Source organism: Pseudomonas sp. C6002, from assembly GCF_013385805.1.
Taxonomy (GTDB): Bacteria; Pseudomonadota; Gammaproteobacteria; order Pseudomonadales; family Pseudomonadaceae; genus Aquipseudomonas.
Map to the genome: position 1 here is coordinate 196,688 of NZ_JACAPH010000018.1, position 8,446 is coordinate 205,133.

Consider the following 8,446-nt stretch of genomic DNA (forward strand, 5'->3'; position numbering starts at 1 on the left):
AGATCAGGATTGTTCTGCCCATGTCGACCTCGGCCCGCCTAATTCTTCTCGTTTGCGCCGCGCTGCTGAGCGCCTGCGCAAGTCGTCCTCCGCCTGCTCCCGTGGCCGTCAAGCCCAAGCCGGTGTTCAACACCTATGCCACCCAAAGTTTCTCGCCTGCGGCCGAAGACGTGCTTTTTCGTGCGCTGGGCCTGGTCGGCACGCCTTATCGCTGGGGCGGCAATACGCCGGACTCGGGGTTTGATTGCAGTGGCTTGATCGGTTTCGTCTACCGTGACGCGGCGGGCATCTCCTTGCCACGTACCACCCGCGAGCTGATCGTGATGCGCGCCCAGGACGTGAGCGAAAACAACCTGCAGACCGGTGACCTGATCTTCTTCGCCACGGGTGGCGGCTCGCAGGTCAGCCACGCCGGGATCTACGTGGGAGAAGGGCGCTTTGTGCATGCGCCGCAAACCGGCGGTACGGTGAAGCTGGACACGCTGTCCAAAGCCTATTGGCAAAACGCCTACCTGAGCGCCAAGCGCGTGTTGCCAGCCGAGCATCTGGCACGAAACCCCTAGGAAAACACGAAACCAAATGTGGGAGCGGGCTTGCTCGCGAATGCGGTGGATCAGTCGACAACAAGCTGACTGACACACTGCATTCGCGAGCAAGCCCGCGCCCACATTTGTTTTGCGGTGTTTGCGAAGCTGGCTATTTAGCCGCCGACACTCGCCACACCTTGTTCCCCACGTCATCCGCCACCAGCAAATCCCCTTGCTTGTCGATCACCACGCCGACCGGGCGGCCCATGGCTTTCTCATCGCTATTGAGGAACCCGGTCAGCACATCCACCGGCTGGCCTTTGGGTTTGCCGCCTTCAAACGGCACGAAGATCACCTTGTAGCCACTGTGGGGCTTGCGGTTCCAAGAACCATGCTGGCCGATAAACGCGCCATTGCTGAATTGTGCCGGTAGCTTGCTGCCCTCGGCAAAGGTCAGTCCCAGGGAGGCTGTGTGCGGGCCCACCGCGTAGTCCGGGGCAATCGCCTTGGCTACCAGTTCCGGGTTCTGCGGACTCACCCGCACATCCACGTGCTGCCCGTAGTAACTGAAGGGCCAGCCATAGAACGCGCCATCCTTGACCGAGGTGATGTAGTCCGGCACCAGGTCGCTGCCGATTTCATCGCGCTCATTCACCGCCGTCCACAGCCTGCCGCTTTGCGGTTCCCAGGCCATGCCGTTGGGGTTGCGCAGGCCGGAGGCGAAGATACGGTGCTGGCCGGTAGCACGGTCCACTTCCCAGATCGCGGCGCGGCCTTGTTCGGCTTCCAGGCCGTTTTCCGCGACGTTGCTGTTGGAGCCCACGCTGACGTACAACTTGCTGCCGTCCTGGCTGGCGACCACGTTCTTGGTCCAGTGATGGTTGATACTGCCGCCCGGCAAGTCGGTCACCGTGGTGCCGGCTTCCTTGATCGACGTTTCGCCTGGCTGATAGGGGAAGCGCAGCAGCTTGTCCGAATCGGCCACATACAGGTCGCTGCCCACCAGTGTCATGCCGAACGGCGAGTTCAGGTTCTCCAGGAACACCGTGCGGGTTTCGGCTATGCCGTCGTGGTCGGCGTCCCGCAGCAGGGTGATGCGGTTGGGGCTCGGCACGGCGGCCCCGGCGCGGCCCATGACTTTCTCCATCACCCAGCCACGAATACCCTTGGAATCGTCCGGTTTGGGCGGCGCATTGGTTTCTGCCACCAGCACATCGCCATTGGGCAGCACATACAGCCAGCGCGGATGGTCCAGGCCTTCGGCAAACGCCGCTACTTGAGTGCCTGCCGCCGCCGTTGGCTTGGTGCCTTCGGGCCAGCCGATGGCCGGGGCGATATTCACCGTGGGGATCAGGGTTTTATTCGGTTCCGGCAGTTTGGGCGAGGGCCCGGTGCCGTCGGACACTTGCAGGGTAGAGCTTTCGCCGCAGGCGGCGAGGGTGCCGGCGAGCATGATCAGTAGGGCAAGTCGGGTCTTGTGCATGGTTTTCTCCTTAATACCTGTAGCGGTAGAGGCACGCAGCGGCCCGATGGTTCACGCGCATGTCCGGCTTTAATTGACGCTCCACCCCCAACCCACTAACCTTCGCGGCTTGTTTCAGGTGCTCTGTGGCGTACGCGCCGACTGAGTGAAACAGGGAAGCCGGTGAGTGAGCGCATTTTTCTACAGTGCTGCCACGATCCCGGCGCTGCCCCCGCAACGGTAAATGAGTCAAGACGGTGCCTTAAGCCACTGTATCGCCCGCGATATGGGAAGGCGCACCTTCGGCATCCAATGCCACTCATGAGCCCGGAGACCGGCCTGATCCATCCAACAGCATCACGGTGGGCGATGCTTGGCTGTCTGTATGTGTCTTTTTCCTGCCCGCCGTTTTTGTCCAGCCCCAACGGAGAGCTGCCATGACTGAATCCCCCGATCGTGACGAACGCCACCTGGCGCGCATGCTGCGCAAAAAAGCCGTGATTGACGAGCGCATTGCCAATTCACCGAACGAGTGCGGGTTGCTGCTGGTGCTTACTGGCAATGGCAAAGGCAAGAGCAGCTCGGCCTTTGGCATGCTCGCCCGGGCCATGGGCCACGGCATGCAGTGTGGCGTGGTGCAGTTCATCAAGGGCCGCAACAGCACTGGCGAAGAACTGTTCTTCCGCCGTTTCCCCGAGCAGGTGCGCTTCCACGTGATGGGCGAAGGTTTTACCTGGGAAACCCAGGACCGCGCCCGCGACATCGTGGCCGCCGAAGCCGCCTGGGCGGTCTCCCGGGAAATGCTGCAGAACCCGGCCATCGGCCTGGTGGTGCTGGATGAACTGAATATCGCCCTCAAGCACGGCTACCTCGACCTGGACCAGGTACTCAGCGACCTGCAGGCGCGCCCGCCGATGCAACACGTGCTGGTCACCGGCCGTGGCGCGAAACCCGAATTGATCGAAATGGCCGACACCGTGACTGAAATGGGCATGCTCAAGCATGCATTCCAGGCGGGTATCAAGGCGCAGAAAGGCATCGAACTTTGAATCAGCCCCGTCACTGTCCTGCTGTGCTGATCGCCGCACCGGCGTCCGGCCAGGGCAAAACCACCGTCACCGCCGCGCTCGCCCGTTTGCACCGCAACCTGGGGCGCAAGGTGCGAGTGTTCAAATGCGGCCCGGACTTTCTCGACCCGATGATCCACGAGCGCGCCAGTGGTGCGCCGGTCTATCAATTGGACATGTGGATGGTCGGCGAGCAGGAAAGTCGCCGATTGCTGTGGGAAGCGGCGGGGGAAGCCGACCTGATCCTGATCGAAGGCGTAATGGGCCTGTTCGACGGCACGCCGTCCAGCGCCGACCTGGCGCGGCATTTTGGCGTGCCGGTACTGGCGGTCATCGATGGCACGGCCATGGCCCAGACCTTCGGTGCCCTGGCATTGGGCCTGGCGCGTTACCAGCCGGACCTGCCGTTTGCCGGCGTGCTGGCCAACCGCGTCGGCACGCTGCGCCATGCGCAACTGCTTGAAGGCAGCCTGACCGAAGGCCTGCGCTGGTACGGCGCACTGTCCCGGGAAACCGGGATCGAATTGCCCAGCCGCCACCTTGGCCTGGTGCAGGCCAGCGAATTGAACGACCTCGACCTGCGCCTCGACGCCGCCGCCCAGGCCCTGGGCAGCAGCTGTGAGGTAGCGCTGCCACCGCCGGTGGAATTCGCTGCGCCCGAGGTGATCGAGGCCCAACCGTTGCTGGCCGGCGTGCGCATCGCCGTGGCTCGCGACGAAGCCTTCGCGTTTACCTACGGCGCCAGCCTCGACCTGTTGCGAGCGATGGGCGCCGAGCTGCGCTTCTTCTCGCCGATTCGTGACCGCGCATTGCCCGAAGCTGACAGCCTCTACTTGCCCGGCGGTTATCCGGAATTGCATCACCAGGCGCTGTCGGAAAATACCGCGATGCTCGACGCCATCCGCGCCCACCACGCTGCTGGCAAGCCACTGCTGGCCGAATGCGGCGGCATGCTCTATCTGCTGGACTCACTCACCGATGTCGACGGCACCCGTGCCGAACTGGTCGGCCTGCTCCAGGGCGACGCCGTGATGCAAAAGCGTCTGGCGGCACTGGCCCTGCAAAACGTCGAACTGCCCGAAGGCCTCTTGCGCGGTCACACCTACCATCACTCGCTGACCAGCACCGAGTGGCAGCCGATTGCCCGGGGCCTGAGCCCGAATGGCGGGCGCGGTGCCGAGGCGGTTTATCGTCAGGGCCGGATGACGGCTTCCTACGTGCACTTTTACTTCCCGTCCAACCCGATGGCGGTGGCTGCCTTGTTTGCGCCAAGCCTTGAGACCGCCATCGCAGGCAAGCCAGCTCCCACACTTGACCGAGTTGAAACGCAATCCAATGTGGGAGCGGGCTTGCTCGCGAAGAGGCCATGACTGACAACGCCTTTCCGGAAGCCGACCGCGAAGCCGTCTACCGCGCCATCGCCGAACGCCGCGACATGCGGCACTTCAGTGGTGGCAGCGTGGCGCCGCAATTGCTCCATCGCCTGCTGCAAGCCGCGCACCAGGCGCCGAGCGTCGGCTTGATGCAGCCCTGGCGTTTTATCCGCATCAGCGACCGCAACCTGCGCGGCCAGATCCAGCAGCTAGTGGAAGAAGAACGCGTACGCACCGCCGAGGCTCTCGGCGAGCGCTCCGACCAGTTCATGAAGCTCAAGGTCGAAGGCATCAACGACTGCGCCGAAGTGCTGGTGGCTGCCTTGATGGACGACCGCGAGCGGCATATCTTCGGGCGCCGCACCTTGCCGGAAATGGACATGGCATCGTTGTCCTGCGCGATTCAGAATCTATGGCTGGCGGCTCGTGTCGAAGGGCTGGGCATGGGCTGGGTCTCGCTGTTCGAGCCCCAGGCCCTGGCCGATCTGCTGGGCCTGCCGCCCGGTGCCAAGCCGTTGGCCGTGTTGTGCCTGGGCCCGGTGGCCGAGTTCTACCCGGCACCGATGTTGCAGCTCGAAGGCTGGACCGAACCACGGCCGCTGAGTGACATGTTGTACGAGAATGTTTGGGGAGTGAGTCAATGAGTGTGGCCTTGCTGAGTGTCGCTGCCGTGGCGCTGGATGCGCTGCTGGGCGAGCCCAGGCGCTGGCATCCGCTGGTGGCGTTCGGCAATTTTGCCGAGCGCATCGAGCAACGATTCAACTCCGGCGGTCGGGGCTGGCGCAGCCATGGCGTCACCGCCTGGGTGATTGCGGTGGTGCCGCTGACCCTGCTGGCCACGGCCCTCTCGTGGGCGCCTTACATCGGTTGGGTCCTGGAAATCCTCGCGCTGTATTGCGCCCTCGGCATGCGCAGCCTCGGCGAACACGTGCTGCCGGTGGCGCAAGCGTTACGCAGTGATGATCTGGACGAGGCCCGCAAGCGTGTCAGCTATCTGGTGAGCCGCCAGACCAGCGAGCTGGATCGCACCGAAGTCGCCCGTGCAGCCACCGAATCGGTGCTGGAAAACGGCAGCGACGCGGTATTTGCCGCCTTGTTCTGGTTTGTGGTCGCTGGCGTGCCCGGCGTGGTGCTCTATCGCCTGAGCAACACCCTGGATGCCATGTGGGGCTATCGCAATGAACGCTTTGAGCGTTTCGGCTGGGCCGCAGCAAAGATCGATGACGTGCTCAACTACATTCCGGCGCGCCTGGTGGCGTTGACCTACGCGCTGCTGGGCAAAACCCGCCTGGCTCTCAAATGCTGGCGCACCCAGGGCCCGACCTGGGACAGCCCCAACGCCGGCCCGGTGATGGCTGCGGGTGCCGGTGCCCTTGGCGTGGAGTTGGGCGGTGCAGCGATTTATCACGGTGAGCTGCACCAGCGCCCGCCACTGGGCGAAGGCCCGCCGGCGGATGCGGATTCCATCGAGCGTGGCTGGCAACTGGTGCAACGCGGTGTGTGGCTGTGGTTGCTGATCCTGTGTGTGGGGGCTGAGTTTTATGCTTGAGCACGGTGGCCGCTTGCGCAAGGCGGCGATGCAGTACGGCATTCCAGAAGCAGACTGGCTGGACCTGTCCAGCGGCCTGGCGCCGTGGCCGTTCCCGATTCCGGAAATCCCGCTGCGGGCCTGGGCACGCCTGCCTGAAAACGATGACGGCCTGGAGCAGGCTGCCTGTGAATATTACGGCACGCCCCATGTATTGCCGGTGGCCGGCTCCCAGGCCGCGATCCAGTTATTGCCGCGCCTGCGCCGGGCCGGCAAGGTCGGTGTGCTGTCGCCGTGTTACGCCGAACACGCAGAAGCCTGGCGTCGCGCCGGCTACATCGTGCGCGAAGTGCTGGAGCAGGAAGTCGACTTCTTCCTCGACAGCCTCGACGTGCTGGTGGTGGTCAACCCCAACAACCCCACCGGCCTGAGCCTGACGCCGCAACGCCTGCTGGACTGGCATGCCCGCCTGGCCCAACGCGGCGGCTGGCTGGTGGTGGATGAAGCCTTCATGGACATCACCCCGCAACTGAGCCTGGCGGGCCAGGCCCATCAAGTCGGCCTGATCGTGCTGCGCTCGTTCGGCAAATTCTTCGGCCTGGCCGGAGTGCGGCTGGGGTTCGTGCTGGCCGAGCGCAAGCTGCTCAAGCTGCTCGCCGAACAGGTGGGGCCGTGGGCCGTCAGCGGGCCGACGCGGGTGCTTGGGCAAGTATGCCTGCGCGATACGGCCGGCCATGCGCAACAGCGGCTGCGTTGCGAATCGGCCAGCCAGCGCCTGTTTGATGTGCTTGAACGCCACGACTTGCGGCCCCAGGGCGGCTGCGCGTTGTTCCAGTGGATGATCACGGACCGGGCTGAGCAGTTGCATGAATTCATGGCCCAGCGCGGCATTCTGCTGCGTTTGTTTGTCGACAACAGCAGCCTGCGTTTCGGCCTGCCGGATACCGAGGCCGACTGGTTGCGGCTGGAACAGGCACTGAAGGCCTACAAGGAAGCCTTATGAGTACCTTGATGGTGCAGGGCACCACCTCTGACGCCGGCAAAAGCACGCTGGTGACCGCACTCTGCCGCTGGCTGGTGCGCCAGGGCATCCCGGTGGTGCCCTTCAAGCCGCAGAACATGGCGCTCAACAGCGCCGTGACCGCCGAAGGTGGCGAGATCGGCCGGGCCCAGGCGGTGCAGGCCCAGGCCGCGAACCTGGCGCCCCATACCGACATGAACCCGGTATTGCTCAAGCCCAACAGTGACACGGGCTCCCAGGTGATTATCCATGGGCGCGCCGTGACCACCATGAATGCCGTGGCTTATCACGATTACAAAGCCATCGCGATGCAAGCGGTGCTGGCCTCTCATGCGCGGTTGAGTGCGGCTTACCCGGTGGTGATGGTCGAGGGTGCGGGTTCGCCGGCCGAGATCAACCTGCGGGCGAATGATATTGCCAACATGGGCTTTGCCGAGGCGGTGGACTGCCCGGTACTGCTGATTGCCGACATCAATCGTGGCGGGGTGTTTGCGCACCTGGTGGGTACGCTGGAATTGTTGTCGCCGACCGAACAGGCGCGGGTCAAAGGCTTCATCATCAACCGGTTTCGCGGGGATATTGCGCTGTTGCAGCCGGGGCTGGATTGGCTGGAAGCGCGCACGGGCAAGCCGGTGGTGGGGGTGTTGCCGTATGTGATGGATTTGCACCTGGAGGCCGAGGACGGCATCGACCAGCGCCAGACCGACAAGGCGGCGCAGGTGCTCAAGGTGGTGGTGCCGGTGTTGCCGCGGATCAGTAATCACACGGATTTTGATCCGTTGCGCTTGCACCCGCAGGTAGATTTGCAGTTTGTGGGGCCGGGGCAGGCGATTCCTGCGGCGGACCTGATTATTTTGCCGGGCTCGAAGAGTGTGCGCAGTGATTTGGCGTATTTGCGGGCCAATGGGTGGGACACGGCCGTGGCGCGGCACCTGCGTTATGGCGGGAAGGTGCTGGGGATTTGTGGTGGGTTGCAGATGCTCGGCGAGCAGGTGCACGACCCGCTGGGGTTGGAAGGGCCTTGTGGTTCTAGCGCTGGGCTGGGGTTGTTGGCGTTCAGTACGACCCTGGAGGAGGAGAAGCAGCTGCGTAACGTGCGGGGGCGGTTGTTGCTGGAGGAGGCCGAGGTGAGTGGGTATGAGATCCACGCGGGTGTAACCAGTGGCGCTGGCTTGGTGCGGGCTGCGGTGCAGTTGGACGATGGGCGCCTGGATGGGGCTCAGAGTGAGGATGGGCAGGTTCTCGGGACCTATCTGCATGGGGTGTTTGAGACGCCGGCTGCGTGTAGTGCGTTGTTGCGGTGGGCGGGGTTGGAGGATGTGCAGGAGGTGGATTATCACGGGTTGCGGGAGCGGGATATTGAGCGGTTGGCGGACTTGGTAGAGCGGCATCTGGATACCGGGTTGCTGCGTTCGTTGTGTGGGGTTTGAGTTGGTTGTAATGGACCGTGTACATATCCGTTGCTGCG

Annotated in this window: 8 protein-coding genes and 1 riboswitch; of the genes, 7 read left to right on the top strand and 1 reads right to left on the bottom strand. The window is 63.9% G+C overall.

The features are described 5' to 3' along the window. Positions 1-20: 20 nt before the first annotated feature. Positions 21-563 carry a C40 family peptidase gene (locus HX817_RS13320; RefSeq protein ID WP_003210749.1) on the top strand — a complete coding sequence of 181 codons (543 nt, stop codon included), beginning with the start codon at positions 21-23 and terminating at the stop codon, positions 561-563. A 133-nt stretch (positions 564-696) separates the two neighbouring features. Here HX817_RS13320 and HX817_RS13325 read toward each other — a convergent pair whose 3' ends face one another. Further along, positions 697-2,010 (bottom strand): sorbosone dehydrogenase family protein, encoded by a 1,314-nt coding sequence (locus HX817_RS13325; RefSeq protein WP_177040350.1) that lies wholly within the window; start codon positions 2,008-2,010, stop codon positions 697-699. Between the two features lie 99 nt (positions 2,011-2,109). After that, positions 2,110-2,347: riboswitch (cobalamin riboswitch) on the top strand. Positions 2,348-2,426: 79 nt separating this feature from the next. On the opposite strand from HX817_RS13325, the gene cobO reads away from it, so the two are divergent. From cobO to HX817_RS13355, 6 genes are read left to right on the top strand one after another with little or no spacing between them, the layout of a single operon-like run. Next, a complete protein-coding gene (cobO, locus tag HX817_RS13330; protein WP_003210751.1) occupies positions 2,427-3,038 on the top strand; it encodes a cob(I)yrinic acid a,c-diamide adenosyltransferase in 612 nt (203 codons plus the stop codon). Then, a complete protein-coding gene (locus HX817_RS13335) occupies positions 3,035-4,426 on the top strand; it encodes a cobyrinate a,c-diamide synthase (RefSeq protein ID WP_177040351.1) in 1,392 nt (463 codons plus the stop codon). Before cobO ends, HX817_RS13335 begins: the two co-directional genes overlap by 4 nt. Continuing rightward, complete coding sequence (gene bluB / locus HX817_RS13340; protein ID WP_003210753.1) at positions 4,423-5,073, top strand: 5,6-dimethylbenzimidazole synthase; 651 nt, start codon at positions 4,423-4,425, stop codon at positions 5,071-5,073. The genes HX817_RS13335 and bluB overlap by 4 nt, the downstream gene beginning before the upstream one ends. Next, a complete protein-coding gene (gene cbiB / locus HX817_RS13345; protein ID WP_177040352.1) occupies positions 5,070-5,978 on the top strand; it encodes an adenosylcobinamide-phosphate synthase CbiB in 909 nt (302 codons plus the stop codon). Before bluB ends, cbiB begins: the two co-directional genes overlap by 4 nt. Next, positions 5,971-6,960: a threonine-phosphate decarboxylase CobD gene (gene cobD, locus HX817_RS13350; protein ID WP_177040353.1), complete on the top strand. Its 990-nt coding sequence runs from the start codon at positions 5,971-5,973 to the stop codon at positions 6,958-6,960. The genes cbiB and cobD overlap by 8 nt, the downstream gene beginning before the upstream one ends. After that, on the top strand, positions 6,957-8,408 hold the full coding sequence (locus HX817_RS13355; RefSeq protein ID WP_177040354.1) for a cobyric acid synthase: 1,452 nt from the start codon (positions 6,957-6,959) through the stop codon (positions 8,406-8,408). The genes cobD and HX817_RS13355 overlap by 4 nt, the downstream gene beginning before the upstream one ends. The last annotated feature ends 38 nt before the right edge of the window (positions 8,409-8,446 follow it).

Excerpts from the sequence above, each read along its gene's own strand:
- cbiB (WP_177040352.1), top strand. The coding sequence starts at position 5,070 with ATGAGTGTGGCCTTGCTGAGTGTCGCTGCCGTGGCGCTGGATGCGCTG.
- bluB (WP_003210753.1), top strand. The coding sequence starts at position 4,423 with ATGACTGACAACGCCTTTCCGGAAGCCGACCGCGAAGCCGTCTACCGC.
- HX817_RS13325 (WP_177040350.1), bottom strand. The coding sequence starts at position 2,010 with ATGCACAAGACCCGACTTGCCCTACTGATCATGCTCGCCGGCACCCTC.
- cobD (WP_177040353.1), top strand. The coding sequence starts at position 5,971 with ATGCTTGAGCACGGTGGCCGCTTGCGCAAGGCGGCGATGCAGTACGGC.
- HX817_RS13355 (WP_177040354.1), top strand. The coding sequence starts at position 6,957 with ATGAGTACCTTGATGGTGCAGGGCACCACCTCTGACGCCGGCAAAAGC.
- HX817_RS13320 (WP_003210749.1), top strand. The coding sequence starts at position 21 with ATGTCGACCTCGGCCCGCCTAATTCTTCTCGTTTGCGCCGCGCTGCTG.
- cobO (WP_003210751.1), top strand. The coding sequence starts at position 2,427 with ATGACTGAATCCCCCGATCGTGACGAACGCCACCTGGCGCGCATGCTG.